At 61.1% G+C, this 24,036-nt stretch carries 27 protein-coding genes and 1 pseudogene; 16 read left to right on the top strand and 12 right to left on the bottom strand.

All coding sequences use genetic code 11. From position 1 onward, the window contains the following. Positions 1 to 46: 46 nt before the first annotated feature. Together ilvC and AC02Y0_RS06125 are read right to left on the bottom strand one after the other, a co-directional pair. Complete coding sequence (gene ilvC / locus AC02Y0_RS06130) at positions 47 to 1,066, bottom strand: ketol-acid reductoisomerase (protein ID WP_054151077.1); 1,020 nt, start codon at positions 1,064 to 1,066, stop codon at positions 47 to 49. A 23-nt stretch (positions 1,067 to 1,089) separates the two neighbouring features. Further along, positions 1,090 to 1,776: a TetR/AcrR family transcriptional regulator gene (locus AC02Y0_RS06125; RefSeq protein ID WP_444558326.1), complete on the bottom strand. Its 687-nt coding sequence runs from the start codon at positions 1,774 to 1,776 to the stop codon at positions 1,090 to 1,092. A gap of 434 nt (positions 1,777 to 2,210) precedes the next feature. Here AC02Y0_RS06125 and AC02Y0_RS06120 point away from each other — a divergent pair, with 434 nt between their 5' ends. The 6 genes from AC02Y0_RS06120 to AC02Y0_RS06095 all read left to right on the top strand — a co-directional run bounded on the left by AC02Y0_RS06120 (position 2,211) and on the right by AC02Y0_RS06095 (position 4,255). After that, positions 2,211 to 2,453, top strand: a complete 243-nt coding sequence (locus AC02Y0_RS06120) for a hypothetical protein (RefSeq protein WP_476383042.1) — start codon at positions 2,211 to 2,213, stop codon at positions 2,451 to 2,453. A 126-nt stretch (positions 2,454 to 2,579) separates the two neighbouring features. Beyond that, positions 2,580 to 2,828 (top strand): hypothetical protein, encoded by a 249-nt coding sequence (locus AC02Y0_RS06115; RefSeq protein ID WP_476383040.1) that lies wholly within the window; start codon positions 2,580 to 2,582, stop codon positions 2,826 to 2,828. Positions 2,829 to 2,946: 118 nt separating this feature from the next. Next, a complete protein-coding gene (locus AC02Y0_RS06110; protein ID WP_476383038.1) occupies positions 2,947 to 3,195 on the top strand; it encodes a hypothetical protein in 249 nt (82 codons plus the stop codon). 104 nt (positions 3,196 to 3,299) lie between these two features. Next, on the top strand, positions 3,300 to 3,548 hold the full coding sequence (locus AC02Y0_RS06105) for a hypothetical protein (RefSeq protein WP_476383036.1): 249 nt from the start codon (positions 3,300 to 3,302) through the stop codon (positions 3,546 to 3,548). A 102-nt stretch (positions 3,549 to 3,650) separates the two neighbouring features. After that, positions 3,651 to 3,899, top strand: a complete 249-nt coding sequence (locus AC02Y0_RS06100) for a hypothetical protein (RefSeq protein WP_476383034.1) — start codon at positions 3,651 to 3,653, stop codon at positions 3,897 to 3,899. Positions 3,900 to 4,006: 107 nt separating this feature from the next. Further along, positions 4,007 to 4,255: a hypothetical protein gene (locus AC02Y0_RS06095; protein WP_444559475.1), complete on the top strand. Its 249-nt coding sequence runs from the start codon at positions 4,007 to 4,009 to the stop codon at positions 4,253 to 4,255. Between the two features lie 75 nt (positions 4,256 to 4,330). Here the strand turns inward: AC02Y0_RS06095 and AC02Y0_RS06090 are convergent, their stop codons facing one another. After that, positions 4,331 to 4,795, bottom strand: coding sequence for an Lrp/AsnC family transcriptional regulator (locus AC02Y0_RS06090; RefSeq protein ID WP_444558845.1), 465 nt, complete (start codon positions 4,793 to 4,795; stop codon positions 4,331 to 4,333). Positions 4,796 to 4,959: 164 nt separating this feature from the next. Here AC02Y0_RS06090 and AC02Y0_RS06085 point away from each other — a divergent pair, with 164 nt between their 5' ends. Next, positions 4,960 to 5,673, top strand: a complete 714-nt coding sequence (locus AC02Y0_RS06085; RefSeq protein WP_476383031.1) for an aspartate/glutamate racemase family protein — start codon at positions 4,960 to 4,962, stop codon at positions 5,671 to 5,673. A 3-nt stretch (positions 5,674 to 5,676) separates the two neighbouring features. Here AC02Y0_RS06085 and AC02Y0_RS06080 read toward each other — a convergent pair whose 3' ends face one another. Then, on the bottom strand, positions 5,677 to 6,429 hold the full coding sequence (locus AC02Y0_RS06080) for a pyridoxine 5'-phosphate synthase (RefSeq protein ID WP_476383972.1): 753 nt from the start codon (positions 6,427 to 6,429) through the stop codon (positions 5,677 to 5,679). Positions 6,430 to 6,672: 243 nt separating this feature from the next. Between AC02Y0_RS06080 and AC02Y0_RS06075 the strand changes: the two genes are divergently transcribed. The 3 genes from AC02Y0_RS06075 to AC02Y0_RS06065 all read left to right on the top strand — a co-directional run bounded on the left by AC02Y0_RS06075 (position 6,673) and on the right by AC02Y0_RS06065 (position 9,148). Continuing rightward, the gene (locus AC02Y0_RS06075; RefSeq protein ID WP_476383029.1) at positions 6,673 to 7,653 is read left to right on the top strand and encodes a hypothetical protein; all 981 of its coding nucleotides are present in this window, start codon (positions 6,673 to 6,675) and stop codon (positions 7,651 to 7,653) included. 183 nt (positions 7,654 to 7,836) lie between these two features. Continuing rightward, positions 7,837 to 8,523, top strand: coding sequence for a MerR family transcriptional regulator (locus AC02Y0_RS06070; RefSeq protein WP_476383027.1), 687 nt, complete (start codon positions 7,837 to 7,839; stop codon positions 8,521 to 8,523). A gap of 112 nt (positions 8,524 to 8,635) precedes the next feature. Further along, positions 8,636 to 9,148 (top strand): DUF4405 domain-containing protein, encoded by a 513-nt coding sequence (locus tag AC02Y0_RS06065; RefSeq protein WP_476383025.1) that lies wholly within the window; start codon positions 8,636 to 8,638, stop codon positions 9,146 to 9,148. Positions 9,149 to 9,163: 15 nt separating this feature from the next. On the opposite strand, the gene AC02Y0_RS06060 is transcribed toward AC02Y0_RS06065, so the two are convergent. The 5 genes from AC02Y0_RS06060 to AC02Y0_RS06040 all read right to left on the bottom strand — a co-directional run bounded on the left by AC02Y0_RS06060 (position 9,164) and on the right by AC02Y0_RS06040 (position 12,635). Further along, positions 9,164 to 10,294 (bottom strand): ATP-dependent DNA helicase, encoded by a 1,131-nt coding sequence (locus tag AC02Y0_RS06060; protein WP_377274997.1) that lies wholly within the window; start codon positions 10,292 to 10,294, stop codon positions 9,164 to 9,166. 73 nt (positions 10,295 to 10,367) lie between these two features. Further along, the gene (locus AC02Y0_RS06055) at positions 10,368 to 10,742 is read right to left on the bottom strand and encodes a nitrile hydratase accessory protein (RefSeq protein WP_476383023.1); all 375 of its coding nucleotides are present in this window, start codon (positions 10,740 to 10,742) and stop codon (positions 10,368 to 10,370) included. Next, a complete protein-coding gene (nthB, locus tag AC02Y0_RS06050) occupies positions 10,729 to 11,388 on the bottom strand; it encodes a nitrile hydratase subunit beta (RefSeq protein ID WP_476383021.1) in 660 nt (219 codons plus the stop codon). Before nthB ends, AC02Y0_RS06055 begins: the two co-directional genes overlap by 14 nt. Then, on the bottom strand, positions 11,385 to 12,032 hold the full coding sequence (gene nthA, locus AC02Y0_RS06045) for a nitrile hydratase subunit alpha (RefSeq protein ID WP_476383019.1): 648 nt from the start codon (positions 12,030 to 12,032) through the stop codon (positions 11,385 to 11,387). Before nthA ends, nthB begins: the two co-directional genes overlap by 4 nt. A 9-nt stretch (positions 12,033 to 12,041) precedes the next feature. After that, the gene (locus AC02Y0_RS06040; protein ID WP_102022130.1) at positions 12,042 to 12,635 is read right to left on the bottom strand and encodes a LysE family translocator; all 594 of its coding nucleotides are present in this window, start codon (positions 12,633 to 12,635) and stop codon (positions 12,042 to 12,044) included. 157 nt (positions 12,636 to 12,792) lie between these two features. Here AC02Y0_RS06040 and AC02Y0_RS06035 point away from each other — a divergent pair, with 157 nt between their 5' ends. Next, positions 12,793 to 13,638 (top strand): aldo/keto reductase, encoded by an 846-nt coding sequence (locus AC02Y0_RS06035; RefSeq protein ID WP_476383017.1) that lies wholly within the window; start codon positions 12,793 to 12,795, stop codon positions 13,636 to 13,638. Positions 13,639 to 13,803: 165 nt separating this feature from the next. Next, a pseudogene (locus tag AC02Y0_RS06030) lies at positions 13,804 to 14,052 on the top strand (metalloregulator ArsR/SmtB family transcription factor); the annotation flags it as partial. Between the two features lie 349 nt (positions 14,053 to 14,401). Here AC02Y0_RS06030 and ilvN read toward each other — a convergent pair. Both ilvN and AC02Y0_RS06020 read right to left on the bottom strand, forming a co-directional pair. Beyond that, on the bottom strand, positions 14,402 to 14,974 hold the full coding sequence (gene ilvN / locus AC02Y0_RS06025) for an acetolactate synthase small subunit (RefSeq protein WP_102022127.1): 573 nt from the start codon (positions 14,972 to 14,974) through the stop codon (positions 14,402 to 14,404). 17 nt (positions 14,975 to 14,991) lie between these two features. Next, entirely contained in the window at positions 14,992 to 16,770 is a 1,779-nt protein-coding gene (locus tag AC02Y0_RS06020) for an acetolactate synthase 3 large subunit (RefSeq protein ID WP_476383015.1), read from the bottom strand. 345 nt (positions 16,771 to 17,115) lie between these two features. Here AC02Y0_RS06020 and AC02Y0_RS06015 point away from each other — a divergent pair, with 345 nt between their 5' ends. Continuing rightward, the gene (locus AC02Y0_RS06015) at positions 17,116 to 19,227 is read left to right on the top strand and encodes an ATP-binding protein (RefSeq protein WP_476383013.1); all 2,112 of its coding nucleotides are present in this window, start codon (positions 17,116 to 17,118) and stop codon (positions 19,225 to 19,227) included. Positions 19,228 to 19,234: 7 nt separating this feature from the next. On the opposite strand, the gene miaA is transcribed toward AC02Y0_RS06015, so the two are convergent. Next, positions 19,235 to 20,149, bottom strand: a complete 915-nt coding sequence (miaA, locus tag AC02Y0_RS06010) for a tRNA (adenosine(37)-N6)-dimethylallyltransferase MiaA (protein ID WP_476383971.1) — start codon at positions 20,147 to 20,149, stop codon at positions 19,235 to 19,237. Here miaA and serB point away from each other — a divergent pair. From serB to AC02Y0_RS05995, 3 genes are read left to right on the top strand one after another with little or no spacing between them, the layout of a single operon-like run. Next, the gene (gene serB / locus AC02Y0_RS06005) at positions 20,148 to 21,038 is read left to right on the top strand and encodes a phosphoserine phosphatase SerB (RefSeq protein ID WP_476383011.1); all 891 of its coding nucleotides are present in this window, start codon (positions 20,148 to 20,150) and stop codon (positions 21,036 to 21,038) included. The genes miaA and serB overlap by 2 nt on opposite strands. A 10-nt stretch (positions 21,039 to 21,048) precedes the next feature. Next, positions 21,049 to 21,621: a GNAT family N-acetyltransferase gene (locus AC02Y0_RS06000; protein ID WP_476383008.1), complete on the top strand. Its 573-nt coding sequence runs from the start codon at positions 21,049 to 21,051 to the stop codon at positions 21,619 to 21,621. A gap of 39 nt (positions 21,622 to 21,660) precedes the next feature. Then, complete coding sequence (locus AC02Y0_RS05995) at positions 21,661 to 24,033, top strand: putative bifunctional diguanylate cyclase/phosphodiesterase (RefSeq protein ID WP_476383006.1); 2,373 nt, start codon at positions 21,661 to 21,663, stop codon at positions 24,031 to 24,033. Positions 24,034 to 24,036: the final 3 nt, after the last annotated feature.

The following is a 24,036-nucleotide window of genomic DNA, read 5'->3' as shown; positions in this document are numbered from 1 at the left end:
CGGGAAGGTTGCCCTTCCCGGCTTTCGTTTTATCTCGAAGACGAGATTAGTTGCGGGCCTTGTCGACCAGCTGGTTCTTGGCGATCCACGGCATCATGCCACGCAGCTTGGCACCGACTTCTTCGATCTGGTGGCTGTCGTTCATGCGGCGGATACCCTTGAAGCGGGCAGCACCGGCACGGTATTCCTGCATCCAGTCCGAGGTGAACTTGCCGGTCTGGATATCGTGCAGAACGCGCTTCATTTCAGCCTTGGTTTCAGCCGTAATGATGCGCGGACCGGTGACATATTCGCCCCACTCGGCCGTGTTCGAGATCGAGTAGTTCATGTTGGCGATGCCGCCTTCATAGATCAGGTCAACGATCAGCTTCACTTCGTGCAGGCACTCGAAATAGGCCATTTCCGGGGCATAGCCGCCTTCGACCAGCGTCTCGAAGCCGGCACGGATCAGTTCGACCAGACCGCCGCAGAGAACGACCTGTTCGCCGAAGAGGTCGGTTTCGCACTCTTCCTTGAACGAGGTTTCGATGATGCCCGAACGGCCGCCACCAACGCCACAGGCGTAGGAGAGCGCGAGTTCAAGGGCGTTGCCCGAACCGTTGTGGTGGATGGCGACGAGGCAAGGAACGCCGCCGCCCTTCTGGTATTCGCCGCGGACCGTGTGGCCCGGGCCCTTCGGAGCGATCATGACGACGTCGACGGTCGACTTCGGCTCGATGAGGCCGAAATGGACGTTGAGGCCGTGAGCAAACGCGATGGCGGCGCCGTCACGGATGTTCGGTGCGATGTCGGCCTTGTAGATGTCGGCCTGGAGTTCGTCCGGGGTCGCCATCATCATCAGGTCGGCCCAGGCGGCAGCTTCGGCAACCGTCATGACCTTGAGACCGTCGGCTTCAGCCTTCTTGATGGTCGGCGAACCGGCCTTCAGGGCAACGACGAGGTTCTGTGCGCCCGAATCCTTGAGGTTCAGCGCATGCGCGCGGCCCTGGGAGCCGTAGCCGATGATAGCAACCTTCTTCGACTTGATCAGGTTCAAGTCGGCATCACGATCGTAATAGACGCGCATTGTAGTGTCCTTCCCTATGCTTGTCAGTTGTGGTGGATGTTGTTGGTCGGCGAGCCTGAACGGGATGCCCCGTCGAGGCCCGCCAATACGCGGTCGGTGCCGTAAAGGGCGAGGAAGGCAGAAACCGCCTTGGCTGCCCGGCCACCGAATTTGTGGGTCTGCGGCGCTTCACCGAGCAGCATGCGGACATGCAGATCGCTGACGATGAGGCCGTATAGCGTGCGATAAGCGTCTTCGCCGTCGCCGAAGCGCAAGAGGCCGTCCCTCTGACCGGCATCAAGCAAGGCCCGGGCGCGGCGATCGATCTGCCGGCGGCCGCGTTCCAGAAGCAATGTGCCGAGCTTGGAGCCGTCGCGGCTCGACTGGCCGATGGCAAGACGGTTGAGCGCCAGCGAGACATCACCGGCGAGAACTTCGAGCAGGTCACGGGCAAACACGTCGAGATGCTCGGTGAGGCTGGCGACGGTCAGCCTTTCGCCGGGACGCTCAAATGTACGAACCTTGCTTGCCTGGTAGGAAATCATCGCCGACAGCAGGCCATCGCGATCGCCGAACCACTTGTAGAGGCTTTCCTTCGAGCAATTCGCAGCCCGCGCCAGACCAGCCGTCGTCACCGCCTTGTCGCCACCCTCAACGAGCAGACGCAGCGCCTCGGCCAGAACGGCGTTCTGACGCGGTGTGAATTCCGAGGTCTGGCTATCAATGGACATGGACGCCTCCTAGTACCGTACGGTACGGTTCTGACCTTTTATGTCCGGCGAAGCCTGAGAGGTCAATCCCCCGACTGAAGAAATTCTCGGCAATTCCGCTACGGCCGAGTCTGCTTCTTGGGCAGCTCGCACATTTTAAAGGCTCCGAAATCAGCCCCCGCCACCCTTCAAACCGCTCAAACGGCAGTCACAAAAGGGTGAAAAGAATAAAAAATAATCGTTGTATGTCATAGTTAAATGACGGCAAAAAGACAGCCTAAGCCACTGATTTTCCTTACTCCATTTTTCAAGTGCCAACCTGGATACCGGGTATTTTCACCGAACCAATCAGTTCGATTGTGCGCAAAGGGGTATTGTAATCCCAATCGTTCTGCGCCAAATACATCTCATCGAACCGAGCAGTTCGATTAGCAAGGTTCTAAAGGTACACCACAATGAAGATCATCGCAGCAGCACTCCTCACCACCCTCGCAGGCACATCGGCCGCCTTCGCGGTAGAGGCGATCCCAGGCTCGATCACCTATGGCGGTGCGCAGCCAAGGCTCGAACAGGCTCCCACCGGTTCGAACTTCTTCCATACCTTCTACGCCAATGGATCCGAGGTCCACGAGATCTATCAGGTGAATGCAGACCGGACCGTCTCCCTCGTCTCGCGTTCCGTATCAAACAGCGACTGAACGCCCAGACGACCAGAGACACATCTCTGAGACTGACGACCGAGACTACAGACTGACCACACCCACAACCACAATCCTGAGCTGAACACAAAGCGTGTCGCTCAATTCTAGATAAGGAAAACGACCATGAAGACCATCATCTCCGCAGCCCTCATCTCCATCGTTGCCGGTTCGGCTGCTTTCGCCGCCGTTCAGCCGATCCCGGGCTCGATCACCTATGACAACGCAAACGTCATGCTGGAAAAGGCACCTGCTGGTTCGACCTTCTTCCACACGTTCTCGAACGGTGACGGCCGCGACGTCCGCGAGATCTACAAGGTCAATGCCGACAAGTCGGTGACCCTCGTCAACCGCACTGTCTCGAACGCTTCCTAATTCGAAGCGCCTGAACGAACGCGCCTCCCAAGACGCAGAAGACCTCCAGCGGCAGGCTCGGCCCTCTCCACCGCCCCGAGCCGCCGCCACACCACCCAACGCACAAAGGAATATCACCATGAAGACCATCATCTCTGCAGCCCTCATCACCCTCGCAGCTGGCTCGGCCGCTTTCGCCGCCGTTCAGCCGATCCCGGGCTCGATCACCTATGACAACGCCAACGTCATGCTGGAAAAGGCTCCGGCCGGTTCGACCTTCTTCCACACCTTCTCCAACGGTGACGGCCGTGATGTTCGCGAGATCTACAAGGTCAATGCCGACAAGTCGGTGACCCTCGTCAACCGCACGGTTTCGAACGCTTCTTAATCAACGCGCCTCCCAAGACGCAAACAAGACCCCGGCGGCTGGCTCGGCCCCTCCCCCTGACACCGAGCCGCCGCCTACCCAAACGCTACACAAGGAACATCACCATGAAGACCATCATCTCTGCAGCCCTCATCGCCCTCGCAGCTGGTTCGGCCGCTTTCGCATCCGTCCAGCCGATCCCGGGCTCGATCACCTATGACAACGCAAACGTCATGCTGGAAAAGGCACCTGTTGGTTCGACCTTCTTCCACACGTTCTCCAACGGTGACGGCCGCGACGTTCGCGAGATCTACAAGGTCAATGCCGACAAGTCGGTGACCCTGGTTAACCGCACTGTCTCGAACGCTTCCTAATCAACGCGCCTCCCAAGACGCAAAAGACCTCCAGCGGCAGGCTCGGCCCCTCTCCACCGCCCCGAGCCGCCGCCACACACAACGCACAAAGGAACTAAGATCATGAAGACCATCATCTCTGCAGCCCTCATCTCCATCGTTGCCGGTTCGGCCGCTTTCGCATCGGTTCAGCCGATCCCGGGCTCGATCACCTACGACAACGCAAACGTTCAGCTGGAAAAGGCTCCGGCCGGTTCGACCTTCTTCCACACCTTCTCCAACGGTGACGGCCGCGACGTTCGCGAGATCTACAAGGTCAACGCCGACAAGTCGGTGACCCTCGTCAACCGCACTGTCTCGAACGCTTCTTAATCAACGCGCCTCCCAAGACGCACTCTTCGGCGGCCGGCCCGGTTCCCCTCTCCCCCTTCCCCCAACCGGGTCGCCGGCAACCCAAACGCTACACAAGGAATATCACCATGAAGACCATCATCTCTGCAGCCCTCATCACCCTCGCGGCTGGCTCGGCCGCTTTCGCTTCCGTTCAGCCGATCCCGGGCTCGATCACCTACGACAACGCAAACGTCATGCTGGAAAAGGCTCCGGCCGGTTCGACCTTCTTCCACACGTTCTCGAACGGTGACGGCCGCGATGTTCGCGAGATCTACAAGGTCAACGCCGACAAGTCGGTGACCCTCGTCAACCGCACGGTGTCCAACGCCTCCTAATTCAAGGGTGCGTGGTGGGCCTCGGGGCTTCGGCCCCGGGGCCTTTTTTTGCGTTTTAAAGGGATGGCGTGGGCTTTATTCGGCGTAGTCCACCGGCACGGCAAAGCCTTGCTTGAGCGTTTCCATGGAAATGGAGGCGGACACGTCAAACAGTTCGACCCGCTTGACGAGCCTCCGATAGACGACATCGTAGTGCTCCACGCGCGGCAACACGACCTTCAGGATATAGTCGTAGTGCCCTGTGAGCCGATGCGCCTCGACGATCTCCGGAATGTCGCTGATGGCCCGCCGAAACTCCTCGATCCAGTCATCAGCATGGTGAGCGGTTTTCACCAGCGCATAGACCGTGGTCGGCACGCCGCTCTTTTCGCGGTCGAGCACCGCTATCCGCCGCGCGATGTATCCGCTTTCCTCAAGCTTCTGAATGCGCCGCGAGCAAGCTGACACAGAGAGGGAAACCTTCTCGGCAATGTCCGTGACAGGCGTCGCGGCATCGCGCTGCAGGATGTCGAGAATCTTCCTGTCTCTATCGTCGATCACGCCGTCTGCTCCGATGCAATTGGACAAGCGCGCAAAAAATCAGCGCCTCGCAATCATATGGCCGAAACTCCAGCGCCGCAACAACCGCATTTGTCCGTCAAAACGCAAACGCTGCGCACGGCTTTTGCAGCATTCTTTCCCCACCACAGACACGAGGGATGAACATGCGGACGATTGGTTTGATTGGCGGAATGAGTTTCGAGAGCTCGGCGGTTTATTACCGCCAGATCAACGAGACCGTGCGCGCCCGGCTGGGCGGCCTCGCCTCCGGCGAAATCATCATGCACTCCGTCAATTTCGAAGAGATCGTCGCCCTGCAGAAGGCCGGTCGCTGGGACCAGGCTGCCGACCGACTGGCACGCGCCGCCGAAGGCCTGGAGCGCGCAGGCGCGAACTGCATCCTGATTTGCACCAACACCATGCATCTGGTTGCCGATGAGGTCGCTGCCCGCGTCGCGGTCCCGCTGATCAACATCATCGACGAAACTGCCGCAAGCCTTGTCAGGAATGGCGCCCGCCGCCCGCTTCTACTCGCAACCCGCTATACGATGGAACACGGCTTTTATGCCGAGCGCATGCGCCGCCAGGGCGTCGAGGTCATGGTTCCCGATGCGGAAGGCCGCACCACAACGCATGACATCATCTTCGACGAACTCTGCGCCGGACACGTCCAGGATTGTTCGCGGGAGAAACTGATGGGCATCATCGAAAAGGCACGCGCAGACGGCGCCGACAGCGTCATCCTCGGCTGCACCGAGATCTGCCTGATCCTGGATCCGGCGCATCTGCCGCTTCCCGGCTACGACTCGACGACCATCCATGCGGACGCGGCCGTGGAGTTCGCGCTTGCCGGCATGGTTGGCAGACAGGCCGCCTGAGGCTCAGATCGTCTGGCCGCAGGCGCGGCAGAAGCGCCTGACGGTCTCGGCCATGCCATATTCGAGCGCATCGGCCGTCAGGCCATGGCCAATCGACACTTCCGCGAGATGCGGAATACGCTTCACCAGAAGCGGCAGGTTGGCAACCGTCAGGTCGTGACCGGCATTGACAGCAAGGCCTTGCGCTATGGCGGCATCGGCCGTCAGTCCCAGCAGTTCGACCTGCCGCGCAGCCTTGTCGGGATTGTTGTAGCAGCCGCCATAAGGACCGGTATAGAGCTCGACGCGCTCTGCACCGGTCGCCTTTGCAAGCGCCATGGCCTCGGCACGTCCGTCACCATCAACGAAGAGCGACACCCGCATACCCTTGGCCTTGAGGCGCGTGACCACACCCTTCAGGAACTCCTGATGCTTGTCGAGATCCCAACCGTGATCCGAGGTCGCCTGGGACGGATCATCGGGAACGAGTGTCACCTGCTCCGGCTCCGTCGCTTCGCACAGCGCCAGAAAGTCCTCGCTCGGATAGCCCTCGATATTGAACTCGGCGCTTGGAAACTCGTCGTCGATCAGCGCCCGCAGCACCGGCAGATCGCTGAAGCGGATATGGCGCTGATCTGGCCGGGGATGGACGGTGAGACCGCTCGCACCTGCCCTCAGCGCGATCCGCCCGAGATCGGCCACATCAGGCCAGGGGAGATCGCGGCGGTTGCGCAGCATGGCGATGGCATTGAGATTGACGGAGAGCTTGGCAGGCATGGCGGCATGATCCGGCGATGAAGATGTAGGCGGCATCCTTACGGCATCCCGAGACTGAAGACCAACGAGAATCGCAAATAATCCGATGCGCGAAATTGATGCATGGCAACTGCCCGCACCCCCTAGACTTTGGGGTATTGACCCCTCGCCCGCATCCGCTACTCAAGCTCCTGATTGTGACGGAACGCACAAATGCGCGGTGGCGGATGGCGCAGGCGTCCACCGAAACGGTTTGGAGCAGCTATGTCGATGGAAGCTAGGATCGATGGCGGTCAGGTATCGGAAGCCCTTCAGCGCGTGCTGCGGAGCCAGACATTTGCGCGCTCCGAGCGACTGCGCTCTTTTCTCAAGTTCGTCGTCGAGATGGAACAGCTCGGCCTCTCCCATCAACTGAAGGGCTACACGATCGGCATCGACGTCTTCAGCCGCAGCCACGGCTTCGATCCAGGCACGGATCCGCTGGTTCGCGTCCAGGCCGGCAAGCTGCGCAAGCTCTTGAACCAGTTCTACGCCTGCGAAGGCCGCCATGAAACGCTGCGGATCCGCATCCCGCTCGGCGGCTATGTCCCCGTTTACGAGCGGACCGACGACGAGACGCATCCTCTGCAGTCCGGCACCGGCGTGGATCTGATCGAAGCGCCCTTCGCGGACGAGGGCGACCAGATGGCGGTGGATGGCCGAGCCTCCCTGCCGCGTCTGTTCATCAGCAAGCCCGATAGCAGCGATCAACTGGCTTCCATCTTCATCAACGCCACACGCCTCTGGAGTTCACGCCTGTGGGCCGTGTGCTTTGCCAGCCCAGACGAGCGGCCGCAGTTTGAAGGAGGAGCGCCTCACCCGCTCCATTTCGAACTGAAGGCCCAAGGTCTTGGCAACACGTTGAACCTGCGCTTGCGCCACCTTCGGTCACTCAGCGACGTGCCGATCACGACCGGCATGTTCGAGACGACCGGCGACAGCCTGGAAATCGGTGCCATCGCCAATCAGTTCGCCGGCGCGAACCTGACGATCCCTGGCGCCATCTACCGCTTCTGCCACAGAAACGAACTCTCGACCGGCCAGATGAAATGCCTCGATGCGACCTATCGCTACACGCTCGAAGGCACCGACGCCGCCTACATCAGCGCCCGTCGCTCCCAGCAGGAATGGGCGGGTCTCAGCCCAGGCGGCGAAATCATCACCGAGATGTCCAAGCTCATCGCACGCTCCTCCCTGCCGCGCTGAACTCGGCCCCAAGGCCCTCTCGCTTGGTAACGCAACCGCTCGAAAATTTATTTCACGAATATTGAATATACTATACGCTTCAAAGTGGCGGAGATTCGAAACACAATACGGAGGATCGGCAAACAACAAGCAGCGGACCATCGGCTCTGGCAGACACGTCGACACTGAACATGGAGGGGGAACATGTCGAACGGAACATATCATCTGCAACCGATCACCAGTGCATCCGGGGCCAGCGCGAAGGGCATGTTCATTCCGGACATCGCCTTGAACAGGCCCCCACCGAAGGAACCTGTCGCCATCGCGGAAATGGCGGAGTTTTTCGGCGTCACCCACAGGACACTGCATTTCTACGAGGAAAAGGGCCTGATTTCAGCTCAGCGGATCGGCCTGATGCGCGTTTACGGGCGAAACGAAGTCGCGCGCATGGCGCTCATCAATGTCTGCCGCGAGGTGGGCATGCCGGTATCGGTCATCCAGGACCTGTTCGACACGCTGTCGAACGCAACGTCGAAGAGCGAAGCCAATCTCATTCTCGAGGAGGCCTTGCTGGCACGCCGCAGGGAACTGGCCGCCAATCTGTCGACCGTCCATCGCCAGCTTCAGCAGCTTAATGCCCTGCTCGAGCATGAGGACGCGGCCCCCGGGCGCCTTGGCACAGAGCAGAGAGGGCCTGATCTCGACGACATGGAAACCCGATGCCTCCAGTTGATGGCGGAAGGCTATACCTCGATCCGCATTGCCCGAACGCTTGAACTGAAAGCGGATGAGGTTGTTGCGCTCGAAGTGAGCATTGCCGGCAAGCTCGGCGCGCAGAACCGTTTTCAGGCCGTCGCAAAGGCAGTCCTCCTTGGCATGGTGGCCAACTGACGGTGCTTGAGCGGCGGCTTGAGGATCGTCAAAAGTGAAGGAAGTTTAACGGGACAGCGACAGGCGGCGGCGCTAGGAGCGGATAGCATCCACGCAGACCGAGGCGATCCCCATGCCCAACCTTCTCTCGCGCTACGCCACGCCCTTCACGACAGGGCTGTTTCTCGTGTCCCTGATCTCAGGCATCGCGCTCTTCTTCCATTATGGAACGGCCGCCTTCCGCGAGATGCATGAATGGCTGAGCATGGTGCTGATCCTGCCCTTCGTCCTGCATGTCTGGAAAAACTGGCGCCCGTTCCTCGCCTATTTCAAGCGACTGCCGATGGCCCTTTCTCTCGGCCTCTGTCTCGTCGCCGGCCTCGCCTTTGCCTTGCCGGCGATCACGGGCACAGCGAGCGGCACGGGCGGCAACCCGGCTTTCGCCATGGTCAACGTGGTGGCCGGCGGCACGCCGGCACAGGTGGCACCGCTGCTCGGAAGGGCGGAAACAGATGTGGTCACGGCCCTCAAGCATGCCGGCTTCACCACCGCCGACGCCGCAACGCCTCTCTCCGAGATCGCGACGGCATCCGGCAAGGACACGATGGCGCTGATGGCAACGCTCGCAGCCCTGAAAGCAAAGTGATTTCGGAAAACTCGCTCACCGGACGATGGTGAGCGTCTCTGCCGCACGGGTTACCGCCGTATAGAGCCAGCGCTCACGGGTGTCGCGAAACGCCCAGCTCTCGTCGAACAGCACGACGTCGTTCCACTGCGAGCCCTGCGCCTTGTGGACCGTCAGCGCATAACCGTAATCGAATTCGTCGTAACGCTTGCGCGTCGACCAGGGTATCTCCGTCTCGATATCCGCGAACGCGTCCTTGAGCAGCTTGATCTTCGCAGCCCCACGATCCATGTCGTCGTCTTCAGGTTTGATGAGAAGGTTGATCCCCGGCTTCACCGTCTCGCGCGAAGAGGTCATCACCTGCCAGAGCGAGCCGTTCAGCAGTCCCTTCACCTGATCGTTCCTCAAGCAGACAAGCTTGTCGCCAGCCTGCGGATAATCGACCGTGAAGCCCTTCAATTCGCGCAGCCGCATATTGTAGCGCCGCCGCGTCTTGTTGGTTCCGACCAGCACCTGATCGGCCCCGAGCACGAGATCCTGCGTCACCTCGTTCTTCGAGATCACCCGCGCGGTGTCGCCGTAATCGCCATACATGATCTCCTTGCCTTCGCGGATATGCATTGCAAGCTGGATGATCGGGTTGTCGCGCGCCTGGCGATGAATATCCGTCAGCAGATAATCCGGCTCCTGATCGGTGAAGAAGCCGCCGCCGGAGACCGGTGGCAACTGGCCGGGATCGCCCAGCACCAGGATCGGCGTGCCGAAGCTCATCAGGTCGCGGCCGAGCGCCTCGTCGACCATCGAGCATTCGTCGATGACGATCAATGCAGCCTTGGCGACCGGGCTTTGGCGGTTGATCGAAAACATCGGCGCAATCGAGGTCTTGCCGGTTTCCTCGTCCTCGACAGCCTCCTCGCCGCGCGGGCGATATATCAGCGAGTGAATGGTCTTGGCATTCGATGCGCCGCGCGAGCGCAGGACCTGTGCCGCCTTTCCGGTGAAGGCCGCAAACAGCACGTCGCCGTCAACATGCTCGGCGAAATGCTTGGCAAGCGTCGTCTTGCCCGTACCGGCATAGCCGAACAGCCGGAAGACAGGGGTTTTCCCCTCTTTCAGCCATTTCGATACGGCCTTGAGGGCCTCGTCTTGCTGGGGCGCGAATTGCATGGCCTAGGTCATGCGCGGATTCGTTGGTCCGATGCAAGGCCAAAGCCGGGGAAATCAGAACAAATCGTGGACATCATGTCCGAAGCGGGTCGTTGGCAAGCTCGATCGGCGCCCCATGCGGCGTGGCCTCTGCTGCCCGCTGCCAGCTTTCCCGCAAGCCCTCGACGGTGTCGCGATCGGCCAGCCCCTTGCGCTCCAGCAGTCCCGCCAAGGCGGCGACCCAGGCATCGAAATAGTCGGAACCATCAGCCGCTCGCTCCGGGCGATGCACTTCGGCGGACAGGCTTTCCGCCCAGTCGGTCCAGCTGAACACGCCGCGTGCATGAAGATGCACGGTCATGGCGAAGGCCTGTGCGTGCCAGGGTTCGGCGAAGACGGGCGCGCCTTCGGGCGACCGCGGCAAGCCCGGCGATTCCGCAAGATCCGTCACCGTTTCACAGACGCTCAAGATAGCTCTCCCAGGCATCGATCGAGATGGTCAAGGTCGGGTCGGCGCCCTCGCCCCAGATCTCCGCTCCCTTGAAGACGACCGTGTAGACCCATTGCGGGTTTTCACCCCGTCCATGGGCATTATCATCAGGGAAAACGAAACCACCTTGAACGGCCTCGACCACACCCGTTTTCGCCCGGGCATAACGCGGCAGACGCGTGTGGCCGGTCGGATGGAAATTCTTCGTCCGCACCCGGTCGCCGACGGCAAATTTCGGCTCGGTCTCGACGGGTCGGTCGCAAGGCCCGCCACGGGCCAGCACACCTTCGACCATCTCGGCCTTCAGGACGCGCTTCGGCGCGCGGCCCTGTTCCAGATGATGCCCCGATGCCAACTCCTCGGCGGTCGCGAAACCATGCCGCTCAAGCAGCATGTCGACACCGCGGATCCAGACTTCGTAATAGCTCGCTGCCAGGTAGCTGGCAGGCGGAATATTCTCACGCGCATGCCGGCTCTCGTCGATCGACCAGGCACCGAAAGCGCCGCAGGAGAGCGTGATCCCGAGCGCCCGCTTCTCCCATTCGGCATGAAAGTATGGTTCGTCTTTCTCAGGCGCGACCATACCAAATCCCATCTGCCCGCCAAGATCATGCGGCCCATTCATGCCAGGACCTCCGGCGACAACGCGAGGCCGGTGCCGATCATCGAGTCGCGCGTCACGAGCTTGGCGAGGGCATCCTCGTCCAGGCCTTCCGTCCCTGCGGGGCGTAGAGGCACGACGAGATAGCGCAACTCCGCCGTCGAATCCCACACGCGGATCCGCATTTTCTCCGGCAGGCTCACCCCGAATTCGGCGAGCACGCCGCGCGGATCAATCACCGCCCGCGAGCGATAGGCCGGCGCCTTGTACCAGACCGGCGGCAGACCGAGCACCGACCACGGGTAACAAGAGCACAGCGTGCAGACGACGAGATTGTGGGTGTCGGGCGTGTTGAAGACGGCCCGCATGTGTTCGCCCTGCCGGCCCGTATAGCCGAGGCTCGCGATCGCCGCAGTTGCATCGACCTTCAGCCAGTCGGCAAATTCAAGATCGACCCAGGCCTTCGCCACCACGCGCGCGCCGTTTCTTGGCCCCACCTTCGTCTCATAGGTCTCAACGATCGCATCGATGGCGGCAGGGTCGATCAAGCCCTTGTCGGTCAGCAACGTCTCAAGCGCCTTCACCCGCGCCTGCATGTCCGAATACTGGTTGTCGTGGTGATGATGATCATGGTGATGATCGTCGTGGTCATGGTGATGGCCGGACATTGCACGTTCCTATTTCAGCATGGGCCAGAGGCTGAGCACCAAGAGCACCGCCATGGTGATGTTGAACCATTTGAGCCTGACAGGCACCGACAGCCACTCTCGAAGCGCCGAACCAAAGCCGGCCCAGGTCGAGACGCTGGGCACGTTGACGGCGGCGAACACCAGCGCGACGATGGCGACTGTCAGAGCATATTGCTCCGGATTGGGATAGACCGCCATGGCCGTGATCGCCATGACCCAGGCCTTCGGGTTGACCCATTGGAAGGCAGCGGCACCGAGAAAAGTCATAGGCCTCGCCTTGGCGTCTCCCTCGCTCATCGACCTGGAGGAGCCGATCTTCCATGCGATCCACAGCAGATAGAGCCCGCCTGCCACCTTGAGCGCGATGAAGGCCGGTGGATAAGCGGATAGAAGCGCGCCGAGACCGAGCCCGACTCCCAGCAAGAGCGACAGGAAGCCGGCGCCGATGCCCAGCATATGCGGAATGGTCCGTCGAAAGCCGAAATTCACACCCGATGCGAACAGCATCATGTTGTTCGGACCTGGGGTGATCGAGGTCGCGAAGGCGAAGAGGACGAGCGCGAACAGCGTATCGGCCGACATGAATGTTTCTCCCGAATTTTTATGTCAGCCTAGCTGTCATGTTAGCCGGCGCCAGCCGCATTCTTGTTATGGTGACACGAAGCAACGCGGCAATTGCCGCTTGCCTCGCCCGGTCGTGTGGCTATCCTCAAACCATCCCGCCCTGAGGAGCTTCACCATGCATGATGCCATTCCGACTGTCACCCTGCCGGGCGGCGAGGAAATTTCAAGCCTAGGCTTTGGTACCTGGATGATGGGCGAGGATCGATCGGCCGCGAAAGCCGAAGTCGACGCCGTCAGGCTGGCGCTGGACCTCGGCATGACCGTAATCGACACGGCCGAGATGTATGGCGACGGTGGCGCCGAACGCATCGTCGGCGAGGCGCTGAAGGAACGGCGCGAGGATGCCTTCCTGGTCTCGAAGGTCCTGCCCTGGAATGCCAGTTACGACGGCACGATCAAGGCCTGCCATGCCAGCCTCAACCGTCTCGGCACCGATCACCTCGATCTCTACCTGTTGCATTGGCGAGGCGAACATCCGCTCGAAGACACGGTCGCTGCCATGGAAGAGCTGAAGACCGCCGGTCGCATTCGCGCTTGGGGCGTCTCGAATTTCGATGTCGACGACATGGAAGAGCTCTTCTCAGTGGCTGATGGCGAAAACTGCGCCGTCAACCAGGTGCTCTACAACCTCTCCCGCCGCGGCATCGAATTCGACCTTCTGCCCTGGTGCCAGGAGCACAAGATCCCGGTCATGGCTTATTCGCCGATTGAGCAGGGTCGTATCCTCCAGCACCCCGAACTGATCCACGTCGCCAAGGCTTACCAAGCGACCCCTGCGCAAGTTGCACTCGCCTTCCTGCTGGAGCGCGAAAGCGTGATCCCGATCCCGAAGACTTCGAACCTGCGCCGCCTGCAGGAAAATCGCGAGGCGGTCGATCTCGACATCTCCGACGAGGACTGGGCGCGTCTCGACGCGGCCTTCCCGCCACCATCTCGAAAAGTGCCGCTGGCGATGCTGTAAAGGGTAGAGAAGCTCGGGCGGCTGCCGATCCTGCCCCACGCATCGGGAAATCGCGATCTATCCACAGGCCCTGCATTTCCGCCACTTTACGCCAGCCCCTCAGGAAATTAGGAGATTGCCTAATTCGAGAATTGCGGAGAAAGAGCCGCACTGCTGAGGGACGACATGGCAAAGCGCGGAAAAACCGAAGTGCATCCGGCAATGGACAAGACCTCGTCTCGCGTCTTCCACGCGCTCGCCTCCGATCCGCGCCGCATGATGCTGGTACACCTCTCCCAGTCGACCCTGACCGCTGGCGAAATCGCTGCCCGCTTCGACATGGCCAAACCCTCGATCTCCCAGCATTTGTCGATCCTCGAAAATGCCGAACTGATCGAAGGCGCGAAAAAGGGCCAGTACATCCACTACAGCCTGAGGCCGGCGGCACTGCGCCACGCCCTCATGGCCATGCTCACCACGACAATAGCGCCGGACGACGAGGCCGACATGGAAACGGCAGAGGACACACCGACGCCGCCGAAGAAGTCTGCCAAGAAGAAGGCTGACGAAGCCGACACCGAAGCTTCGAGAAAGAAGGCCGAGAAGAAGGCCAAGGCGAAGCCTGCAAGCGAAAAGCCGGCCAAGGACAAGCCGAAAAAGGCAGAAGCCGACCTGCCGCCGGCACCGCAGCAGATGGGCCTTCTCGATCTGCTCGGCATGAACTGAAAACAAAAAAGGGCGACCGCAAGGCCGCCCTTCTTCATTTCGCGAAATCGCGAATTCCTTACATGCCTTGCGAACCACGGTTCATCGCGGCGATCCCGGTACGGCAGATCTCGTTGAGGCCAAGCGGCTTCATGATCGAGACGAACTGGTCGATCTTCGACGACTTGCCTGTGATCTCGAAGATGAAATGGTCGACGGTCGCGTCCACCACTTTGGCGTGGAAGGCATCGGCCAGACGCAGCGTCTCGGCGCGCATTTCGCCCGAGGATACGACCTTCACCAGGGCCACTTCCCGCTCGATCGGGCGTTCCTGGCCGAGCTCCTTGGCGCGAACCGTCAGATCCAGGACGCGGTGCACTGGCACGATGCGCTCAAGCTGCGCCTTGATCTGCTCGAGAACGCCTGGCGTGCCGCGCGTGACGATCGTGATGCGCGACAGATGCGCCTCATGCTCCGTCTCCGAAACCGTCAGGCTTTCGATGTTGTAGCCGCGACCGGAGAACAGGCCGATGACCCGGGCGAGAACGCCCGGCTCGTTGTCCACCAGCACCGAGAGCGTATGGCTCTCGATGGCGGAGGTTTCCTTGGCGATGAAGTAGGCCGAACCGGTCGGCTGAAGATGTGCGTTCATGGTCTTTTTCCTCCCGGTCAGACGAGCTGACGGCCCTTGGCATCGATGGCATTGGCGACGACTTCGTCGGTCGCCTCATCCGGCAGCAGCATCTCGTTATGTGCCTTGCCCGACGGGATCATCGGGAAGCAGTTGGCGAGATTGGCCACGCGGCAATCGAAGATGACGGGCTTCTTCACGTCGACCATCTCCTGGATGGCACCATCGAGATCGTCGGGCTTTTCGCAACGGATACCGACCGCACCATAGGCTTCCGCCAGCTTGACAAAGTCAGGCATGGCTTCGGTGTAGGAGCTCGACAGACGGTTGCCATGCAGCAACTGCTGCCACTGGCGCACCATACCCATGTACTGGTTGTTGAGGATGAAGATCTTCACCGGCAGCTCGTACTGGATGGCGCAGGACATTTCCTGGATGCACATCTGGATCGAGGCGTCGCCCGCGACATCGATGACGAGTGCATCCCGATGCGCGACCTGAACACCAATCGCGGCCGGCAGGCCGTAGCCCATCGTGCCGAGGCCGCCCGAGGTCATCCAGCGGTTCGGCTGTTCAAAGCCGATATACTGAGCCGCCCACATCTGATGCTGGCCGACTTCCGTCGTGATATAGGTGTCGCGATGCTTGGTCAGCTCATAGAGCCGCTGCAGCGCATATTGCGGCATGATCACGTCCTTGGACGGCGTGTAGGCGAAGGAGCTGCGGGCGCGCCACTTGGCAATGCTCGCATTCCACTCGGCCGTCTGCGAGGCCTCAGGCTTCTTCGGCAGAGCGCGCCAGGCGCGGACCATGTCTTCGAGGACACGACCGACATCGCCGGTGATCGGAACGTCAACGCGGACGTTCTTGTTGATCGACGACGGATCGATGTCGATGTGGATCTTCTTCGAGTTCGGCGAGAACGCATTCAGGCGGCCGGTGATACGGTCGTCGAAACGCGCACCGATGCAGACCATGACGTCGCAGTCATGCATCGCCATGTTCGCTTCGTAGGAACCGTGCATGCCGAGCATGCCGAGCCAGTTCTTGCCCGAAGCCGGATAGCAGCCCAGACCCATCAGCGTCGAAGTGATCGGGAAGTCGGTGAGCGAAACCAGTTCGCGCAGCAGCTTGGTGGCTTCCGGACCGGAATTGATGACGCCGCCACCCGAATAGATGATCGGACGGCGAGCCGTGGCCATCAGTTCGACGGCCGCCTGGATGGCGCGGGCGTCACCCGTAACCTTCGGCTGGTAGCTCTTCAGCGCCTTGTGCGCATCCGGCGGCGTGTAGGTGCCGGTGGCGAACTGGATGTCCTTCGGAATATCGACGAGAACCGGACCCGGACGGCCCGTCTGGGCGATGCGGAAGGCTTCATGGATGATCGAGGCCAGCTGGTTGACGTCCTTGACCAGCCAGTTGTGCTTGGTGCAGGGGCGCGTGATGCCAACGGTGTCGCATTCCTGGAAGGCATCAGAGCCGATCAGCGAGGTCGGGACCTGGCCGGAGATGCAGACCAGCGGAACGCTATCCATCAGCGCGTCCTGCAACGGCGTAACCGCATTGGTCGCACCAGGGCCAGATGTAACCAGCATGACACCGACCTTGCCGGTCGAGCGCGCATAGCCTTCAGCCGCATGGCCTGCACCCTGCTCGTGGCGCACCAGGATGTGCTGGATGTCTTCCTGCTGGAAGATCTCATCATAGATCGGAAGCACGGCCCCACCGGGATAGCCGAAGATATGCTCGACACCGTTATCCTTGAGCGCGCGCAGGACGATCTCGGCGCCAGTCATCTGATTGTCTTTACCCGTCATGCTGTGTTTCCATCTGCCTTCTTGGTTTTTGGGGCTGATAACCCGGTTTAGGGCATAAAAAAAGGCCCCTTGAGGAGCCTGTCATCTAGCGCATGGGTGGCTACCGCCGGATGGTTACACCATCCTGCCCATGCGCCTTCCCACCACGATAAGTGCAACCGAGTTTTTCATGGAGCGAAGTGTTAGCCAGAAAGCACCCCAGCGTCAACGCATCTTTCGGAAATTTTCGCCGCCGCTCGCGAAAGTTTGTTGCGCAGAGGCCGATCAAATCTCACTGCGCAGCTAACCGATTACACGAAATTTTAAGCGCTCCGCCCTAAGCTTGCGCCAGCAGGGAGAATGCGCTTGTTGAACGATGATCTTCACAAGTCCGGCGATGCCGGAGAACAAGAGCGCCGCGATGGCATGCGGCCTGGCAACCGGATGCTCGGGCGCGTCGTCGCCTGTAATGGCTCGCGCGCGACCATTGCAGCCGTGGCCGCCGATGGCGGCACCGACCTCACCGAACTCTGGTCCGTCGGCCGGCTGATCTCGATCAGCGTCGGTAAGAACCGTGTCGTGGCACTGGCCTATTCGATGCAGACCGAGGGCAAAGACTGGGGCGAAGGTGCCGACAACCAGTTCCTGATCGAAGTCGAGCTGCTGGGCGAGGTCTATGTCCAGGACGATGGCAAGGAAGTATTCTCGACCGGCATCTCGCGCTATCCCTATCTCGGTGCCATCGCGCACCGCATTCGCGCCGCCGACCTGCTGCGCATCTACGATACGCGTCTCAACGACACCGCAGTCATCGGCAAGCTGACCCAGGACGAGACGATCGACGCGACGATCCACATTCCCTCGATGCTGTCGAAACACTTCGCCGTCGTCGGCTCGACTGGCGTCGGCAAATCGACTGCCGTCTCGCTTCTCCTGCGCAAGGCGATCGAGAGCGATCCGAAGCTGCGCATCCTGATCCTCGACCCGCACAACGAATTCGCTGCCGCCTTCCCGGAGCTTGCCGTCGTCATCGACACCGACACGCTCGACCTACCCTTCTGGCTGATGCGGCTGGAGGAATTCGCGGAAGTCCTCTTCCGTGGTCGCCCGCCGGTACCCGAAGAACTCGACATCCTGCGCGATCTTATGCCCGAGGCAAAGCGCGCCTTCCGGGGCAACGAAAGCGCCCTGATGCGCCGCATGGCCGACAAGAGCTCCATGACGGCCGACACGCCGGTGCCTTACCGCATCGCCGATCTCATGGCGCTCATTGACGAGCGGATCGGCCGTCTCGAAGGTCGTGGCGAGAAGCCTTTCCTGCGCTCGCTGAAGATGCGCATCATGTCGGCGGTCAACGACCCGCGCTATCACTTCATGTTCTCCAACAACACGATCAGCGACACGATCATGGAGACGATCGCGCATATCTTCCGCATCCCGGGAGACCACCGCCCGATCTCGACCTTCCAGCTGGCCGGCATTCCCTCCGAAGTCGTCAATTCCGTCGCCTCGGTTCTCTGCCGCATGGCCTTCGAGCTGGCGCTCTGGTCGAATGGCGCGATCCACATGCTGGTCGTCTGCGAAGAAGCCCACCGTTACGTTCCCGCGGATCCCACCCTCGGCTTCTTCCCGACCCGCCAGGCGATTGCCCGCATCGCCAAGGAAGGCCGTAAATACGGCGTGTCGCTCGGCGTCATTACCCAGCGTCCGGGCGAACTCGACCAGACGATCCTGTCACAGTGCTCGACGCTGTTTGCCATGCGCCTCGCCAACGACCGCGACCAGGAAATCATACGCTCGGCTATCCCCGACAGCTCGATCTCGACCACCAGCTTCATCTCGTCGATCGGCAACGGCGAAGCGATTGCCTTCGGCGAGGCAATCGCCGTCCCGATGCGCATGCGCTTCAGCCGCGTCGACGAATCGGCACTGCCGAAGGCGAACGGAGTGAATGCCAAATACACCGAAGAGACGCCGGATACGGTCGACCTTCGCACGATCGTCGGCCGTATGCGCGCCATTGTCGGGCCGGATATCTCCGCCTTCCAGCAAAGCTTCGACGGCTTCAGTCGCGACGACATCCCATCTGCGCCTGACGGCATCTATGACGACGAGGAACTGGACGACGATTTCTACGACGACCCGCACGCAAGCCTGCGTCCCCGGGCATTGCCCGTAGCACCGCCAGCGGCGTCGCCTTATCAGCCCGCTCCTCGCCCGGCTTATGATGCACCTGTCCAGCGTCACACGCTGCCGGCCTCTGAGACACCGGCTATCGAGCCCTATCGCCCGGACATGCTTCCGCGCGCAGGTATTGACGATGTGCCGCGCCCACGCCCTGAAGCCCCGGCGCCGGCCTTCTCAACCGAGCCGCCGGCAACGACCTTCGGTTCGCAGCCGCTCCGTCGCGAGGGCGGATCGTCGCTGCGGGAAAGCATTCTGAAGAAGCCGCTTTCCAGCCTCTACAAGCGCGATTGAGAAATCGTCAGCCGACCCGGTATGTCGCCGGGTCGATCCGCTGCCAGCTGTCGTCCATCTGATTGCGGAACCAGGTCATCTGCCGTTTGGCATATTGCCGTGTGGCCGCTGACGCACGATCGACCGCCTCGGCGCGGCTGATCCGACCCGCCATCATGTCGGCGATCTGCGACACACCGATCGCCTTCATCACAGGCATCTCCGGCGCCAGCTGAAGACGCATGAGCGCTTCAACCTCTTCGATAGCCCCCGCCTCCATCATCAGCGCAAACCGCCGATTGATCCTGTCATGCAGCAGCTTGCGATCCGGCAGGACGACAAGCTTCAGGGCACGATCCGGATCGATCAACATGGGGCCTGACTGCTTCTGAAACTCGGCGATTGAGCGACCGGTCGCGGTGAAGACTTCCAGCGCGCGGACGATCCGCTGCCCGTCGCTCGCATTGAGCCGTTGCGCCGCCGGTGGATCGAGTGCTGCGAGCTCTTCGTGCAGAACCTCTGATCCTTCGGCCTCCAGCCTCTGGCGGATGGTCGCTCGCACAGCGTCCGGAATGGCCGGCATATCCGACAGGCCGCCGGTCAGGGCCTTGAAGTAAAGGCCAGTGCCCCCGATGATGACGGGAAGCCGCCCCTCGTTTCGAAGGTCAGCCAGGAGAGAACCCGCCTCCCGCAACCAGTCACCGGTCGAGTAGCTCCGGCTGGCCGGGACATGACCGTAGAGTTGGTGCGCGACGCCTTCCATCTCGTCCACGCTCGGACGTGCGGTGATCACTCTCAAGGTGTCGTAGACCTGCATGCTGTCGGCGTTGATCACCACGCCATCGTGTGCTCGTGCGAAGGCGAGTGCCAGCGCGGACTTGCCGCTGGCGGTCGGCCCGGTTATCAGGATCGCGTCATTGTTCTTGCTAGGATCTTCCATCATGGCCTTGGTTGCCACGCTTGTCGCCAATCCGTCAAACCCTGTTCTGACCCCGGCGCTTGCCGAGAAGGCTGCAGACGCTGTGGCATCCTCCCGTCTCTACTGGCTGGCTGACGGGATTGCCTGCGATATCCCGCTTCCGGACGGCACGGACGCCGCAGAGGCGGACCGCCTTCTGCGCGGGGTCGTCGCAGGTCACGCTGTCGACGTTGCGGTGCAGAACGCCGAGACCCGGCGCAAGTCCTTCCTGATCGCGGACATGGATTCGACCATGATCGGTCAGGAATGCATCGACGAACTGGCAGCAGAGGTCGGCCTGAAGGACAAGGTATCCCAGATCACGGCGCGTGCCATGAACGGCGAGATCGCCTTCGAACCAGCCCTTCGTGAGCGCGTGGCGCTGCTGAAGGGGCTACCGATCACCGTGGTCGACGAAGTAATCGAAAAGCGCATCACGCTCACCCCGGGCGGCCGAGAACTGATCGCCACCATGAAGGCTAGGGGCGGTTATGCAGCACTCGTCTCCGGCGGATTCACCGTCTTTACCGCCCCGATCTCCGCCATGCTCGGCTTCGACGAAAACCGCGCCAATATCCTTATCGAACAGGATGGGCTCCTGACCGGCGAAGTGGCCGAACCGATCCTCGGCAAGCAGGCCAAGGTCGATTCGCTTCTCGACATCGCAGGAAGGCTCGGCATTTCTCCCAGTGACGCCATCGCCGTTGGTGACGGTGCCAACGATCTCGGCATGCTCGGCATTGCCGGCTCCGGCGTGGCCTTGCACGCCAAACCCGCGGTCGCGGCAGAAGCCAAGATCCGCATCGATCACGGCGATCTGACCGCCCTTCTCTATCTACAGGGCTACCGCAAGTCTGATTTCATCACGGACTGAAAGGCATGCAATGATCATCGTCGAAACAGAACGGCTCACACTTCGCAACTGGCGAGAGGATGACCGCAACCTGTTTCGCGAGATCAACCGCGACGAGAAGGTCATGGCCTTCTTTCCGTACCGTCGCAGCCACGCGGAATGCGATCTGCTCTTCAACTACAATGGCAACATGATCGCCGAGACCGGTCTGGGCTTCTATGCTCTCGCCGATCGTCAGACGGACGAGGCGATGGGCTACTGCGGACTGGCGAAAGCCGATCTTCCGGGCATCTTGCCGGACGGATCGGTGGAAATCGGCTGGCGTCTCGCGACCCGCTTCTGGGGCAAGGGCTATGTCACCGAGGCCGCCGCCCGCCTGCTCGAATATGGCCGGCACACCCTAGGCCACCCGGTGATCCATGCATTCGCCGTGCATGACAATCACCGCTCGATCGCCGTCATGCGACGCCTCGGCATGCAACACTTGCAAGGTGAGGACTTCGATCATCCGAAGGTCCCGGACAGCCACCCTCAATTGAAGCGACATGTATTGTTTCGAACGTCTGACGATATTCGTGAGACCCAGACAACACGACATGACTAATTTACGCTGACTTAAAATATAGCTGCTAAAAACTGCGCCATGGAGAGAACAGTCCTCGCGCGTATAGCGGCCCAGACGGCAAGCATGTTCGACCGCTTCTTGCGCCTTGGAGAAGGTGATCAGACAGCGGAAGAGGCAGACCGTATCCGCGCAGTCCGCCTCTCGGTCGTCGGCACCAGCACCCCCTGGATGATGGCGGCCAACCTCTGCAATGCGATCCTGACGATTTTGGTCTTCTACGGAAGCCCGTCCGCAACAGAGGTTTATGTCATCTGCGGCCTGATCCTCGCAGTCGTCTTGTCGACCAGTGCCTCGTGGTGGCGACATCGCAAACGTGGCGCGCGAGAGCGTGCAAGCCTCAAAGGAACCACCCGCGCAGTCATCTATGCAGCGGTCCTCAGCGGTCTCTGGGCAGCACTCGACGTCGCCGCCTATCATTCTGCCGACGAAACCCAGCGCATGGTTCTGATCGCGCTCACCGTTGGCATGGCCGGGGGTGGAGGGTTCGCGCTGGCGACCATACCGCCAGCATCCATCGTTTTCTGTGGCACGATGGCAGTGGGCGCCGCAATCGCACTGTCGCGCGATCCCACCATGGTCGGCGCCTATCTCTTCGTCCTTTATCTGATCTTCGCCGCCATCATCGTGCGCTCGTCACTTGCCGTTTGCCGCAGCCTGACCGAACGCGTCCGGGCAAAGATCGCCGCAGACGAGCAACGTGCCGTCATCAACCTTCTCCTGAATGACTTCGAGGAAAACGCCGCCGACTGGCTTTGGGGCGTCGACCGCGACTTCAATCTGGAGCACGCCTCAGTGCGCTTCTATGATCAGCTTCAGGTTCCCGAAGGCATGGTGCTCGGTCGCCCGATCACAACCATCATGCCCTTTTCAGCGGTTGGTGTTGACGGCCTCGATAGTCGAGACAGTTTCATCGCCAGCCTGCTCGCACGGCAGTCGTTCCGGGATCAGGACATCTGCGTCGAACTCGGCGGAGAACTCGCGATCTGGTCCCTGACAGCCAAGGCCATGCATGATGAGGCAGGCAATTTCACGGGCTACCGGGGCGTCGGTCGTGACGTCACCGCAAGCCGCGAAAGCCGCCTGCGCATCGAGCACATGGCCCGCCACGACCCTCTGACGGAAGTCGGCAACCGCGTGCTGCTTTCAGAGGATTTTGAAAGAGCCGTCTCCCGCTACGAACGCTTCGGTGATCCATTCTCGGTGCTGGTGCTGGATCTCGACCGCTTCAAGCAGATCAACGACAATTTCGGCCATACCGGCGGGGACGAACTGCTGCGTACCGTTGCAAGCATTCTGAGCCAGCTGCGCGACGAGACCGACACGCTGGCCCGCATCGGTGGCGACGAATTCGCCATCCTTCATGCCACGGAAGATCCGCAAAGTGCCGCAACCCTCGCAGCCCGGATCATCGAGAAGCTGCAACAGCCGCTGACCCTACGCTGTGGTTCCGCCCATGTCGGCGTCAGCATCGGCATCGCCTGTGCCCCGATCGATGGCATTGACCCGGACCAGCTGATGCGCAACGCCGATTTGGCACTTTACCGCGCCAAGACCGACGGACGAAACCGATACCGCTTCTTTGATAGCTCGCTGGATGCCGCAGCACGCCGCCGCAGCCTGATCGAACAGGAACTGGCCCTCGCGATCGCCGAGGAGAGGCTTACCGTCAACTATCAGCCGCTGGTGGACGCCCAGACGCGCCGGGTGGTCTGCGCCGAAGCACTCCTTCGCTGGAACCATCCGACCCTGGGTTCGGTCAGTCCGGGCGAGTTCATCCCGATTGCCGAAGAATCGGGACAGATCGGCGCGATCGGCAGCTGGGTCTTGCGACAGGCCTGCAAGGATGCGGTCCGCTGGCCTGAGCACATCCGCATCGCGGTCAACCTGTCTTCGCGCCAGTTCTTGAGCCCCGGTCTTCTACCCCTCGTCGAGACGGCGCTCAAACAGAACGAACTGCCCGCCCATCGCCTTGAGCTGGAAGTGACGGAAAGCCTGCTGATGGAAACGACGCTCGGCGTCGAGGAAACGCTCGTTTCCCTGTCGCGCCTCGGGCTCCGCATTGCACTCGACGATTTCGGAACCGGCTTCTCGTCGCTGAGCTATCTGCGCCGCTACCGCTTCGACAAATTGAAGATCGACCAGTCCTTCATTTCCGATCTTGAGACCAACTCCGACAGCCGCGCCATCGTCGAATCGGTGATCAAGCTCGCCCGCGACCTGCGCATGAGTGTCGCGGCCGAAGGCGTCGAGACGAAGGGTCAGTTCGATCTTCTACGGCAAATGAACTGTGGCGAAATCCAGGGCTTCCTGGTTGGTCGACCGATGCCGATCGACCAATTCGAAGACTACCTGCGGCAGAACAGCGACTCGGTGCAGCGCCTCTACGCTTAGACC

Source organism: Allorhizobium sp. nf9_anc (assembly GCF_056323085.1).
Note: the sequence above shows the minus strand (reverse complement) of the source record. Positions and strands in the feature narration are given on the sequence as shown.

Coding starts and splice junctions, on each gene's coding strand:
- AC02Y0_RS06000 (WP_476383008.1), top strand. CDS start 21,049: ATGATCATCGTCGAAACAGAACGGCTCACACTTCGCAACTGGCGAGAG.
- AC02Y0_RS06080 (WP_476383972.1), bottom strand. CDS start 6,429: ATGCCTGCCAAGCTCTCCGTCAATCTCAATGCCATCGCCATGCTGCGC.
- AC02Y0_RS05995 (WP_476383006.1), top strand. CDS start 21,661: ATGGAGAGAACAGTCCTCGCGCGTATAGCGGCCCAGACGGCAAGCATG.
- AC02Y0_RS06120 (WP_476383042.1), top strand. CDS start 2,211: ATGAAGATCATCGCAGCAGCACTCCTCACCACCCTCGCAGGCACATCG.
- AC02Y0_RS06020 (WP_476383015.1), bottom strand. CDS start 16,770: ATGACGGGTAAAGACAATCAGATGACTGGCGCCGAGATCGTCCTGCGC.
- AC02Y0_RS06105 (WP_476383036.1), top strand. CDS start 3,300: ATGAAGACCATCATCTCTGCAGCCCTCATCGCCCTCGCAGCTGGTTCG.
- nthA (WP_476383019.1), bottom strand. CDS start 12,032: ATGTCCGGCCATCACCATGACCACGACGATCATCACCATGATCATCAT.
- AC02Y0_RS06065 (WP_476383025.1), top strand. CDS start 8,636: ATGCCCAACCTTCTCTCGCGCTACGCCACGCCCTTCACGACAGGGCTG.
- AC02Y0_RS06075 (WP_476383029.1), top strand. CDS start 6,673: ATGTCGATGGAAGCTAGGATCGATGGCGGTCAGGTATCGGAAGCCCTT.
- ilvN (WP_102022127.1), bottom strand. CDS start 14,974: ATGAACGCACATCTTCAGCCGACCGGTTCGGCCTACTTCATCGCCAAG.
- ilvC (WP_054151077.1), bottom strand. CDS start 1,066: ATGCGCGTCTATTACGATCGTGATGCCGACTTGAACCTGATCAAGTCG.
- AC02Y0_RS06070 (WP_476383027.1), top strand. CDS start 7,837: ATGTCGAACGGAACATATCATCTGCAACCGATCACCAGTGCATCCGGG.
- AC02Y0_RS06115 (WP_476383040.1), top strand. CDS start 2,580: ATGAAGACCATCATCTCCGCAGCCCTCATCTCCATCGTTGCCGGTTCG.
- AC02Y0_RS06085 (WP_476383031.1), top strand. CDS start 4,960: ATGCGGACGATTGGTTTGATTGGCGGAATGAGTTTCGAGAGCTCGGCG.
- AC02Y0_RS06110 (WP_476383038.1), top strand. CDS start 2,947: ATGAAGACCATCATCTCTGCAGCCCTCATCACCCTCGCAGCTGGCTCG.
- AC02Y0_RS06125 (WP_444558326.1), bottom strand. CDS start 1,776: ATGTCCATTGATAGCCAGACCTCGGAATTCACACCGCGTCAGAACGCC.
- AC02Y0_RS06040 (WP_102022130.1), bottom strand. CDS start 12,635: ATGTCGGCCGATACGCTGTTCGCGCTCGTCCTCTTCGCCTTCGCGACC.
- AC02Y0_RS06035 (WP_476383017.1), top strand. CDS start 12,793: ATGCATGATGCCATTCCGACTGTCACCCTGCCGGGCGGCGAGGAAATT.
- serB (WP_476383011.1), top strand. CDS start 20,148: ATGGCCTTGGTTGCCACGCTTGTCGCCAATCCGTCAAACCCTGTTCTG.
- nthB (WP_476383021.1), bottom strand. CDS start 11,388: ATGAATGGGCCGCATGATCTTGGCGGGCAGATGGGATTTGGTATGGTC.
- AC02Y0_RS06095 (WP_444559475.1), top strand. CDS start 4,007: ATGAAGACCATCATCTCTGCAGCCCTCATCACCCTCGCGGCTGGCTCG.
- AC02Y0_RS06100 (WP_476383034.1), top strand. CDS start 3,651: ATGAAGACCATCATCTCTGCAGCCCTCATCTCCATCGTTGCCGGTTCG.
- AC02Y0_RS06060 (WP_377274997.1), bottom strand. CDS start 10,294: ATGCAATTCGCGCCCCAGCAAGACGAGGCCCTCAAGGCCGTATCGAAA.
- miaA (WP_476383971.1), bottom strand. CDS start 20,149: ATGATGGAAGATCCTAGCAAGAACAATGACGCGATCCTGATAACCGGG.